Source organism: Paenibacillus xylanexedens (assembly GCF_007680605.1).
In the GTDB taxonomy this organism is placed as follows: Bacteria; Bacillota; Bacilli; order Paenibacillales; family Paenibacillaceae; genus Paenibacillus; species Paenibacillus xylanexedens_B.
Genome location: NZ_VEIO01000087.1, coordinates 1 through 275, shown reverse-complemented (window position 1 = coordinate 275; position 275 = coordinate 1). Strand labels below are relative to the sequence as shown.

The window sequence follows — 275 nt, the reverse complement described above, 5'->3', positions numbered from 1 at the left end:
GCGAACAAGATCGCAACAGCATTTGGGACAACCATTCCGGATTGGACTGTATCTGCCGATGGGACGAAAGTGATCTTCACAGCCAAACTTCCGGCAGCGAATAATAGCAAAGCTCTGGCAAGACTATCTGGCTTAAACACAGGAATCGGCATGCCGGATAGTAAGATTACAACCGTAGGGGCTGTACCGATGACGGATACAGCACAGGTAGTAACACTGGAAATCGAAAATGGAGCGACAGCTCCAGGTTCATATTATGTCTATTTTACAGATGG

Annotated in this window: 1 protein-coding gene; it reads left to right on the top strand. The window is 47.3% G+C overall.

Translation table 11 applies throughout. The annotated features are described in order from the left end of the window. A partial coding sequence (locus FS818_RS29045; RefSeq protein WP_186375621.1) for a hypothetical protein occupies window positions 1-275 on the top strand: 275 nt, incomplete at both ends.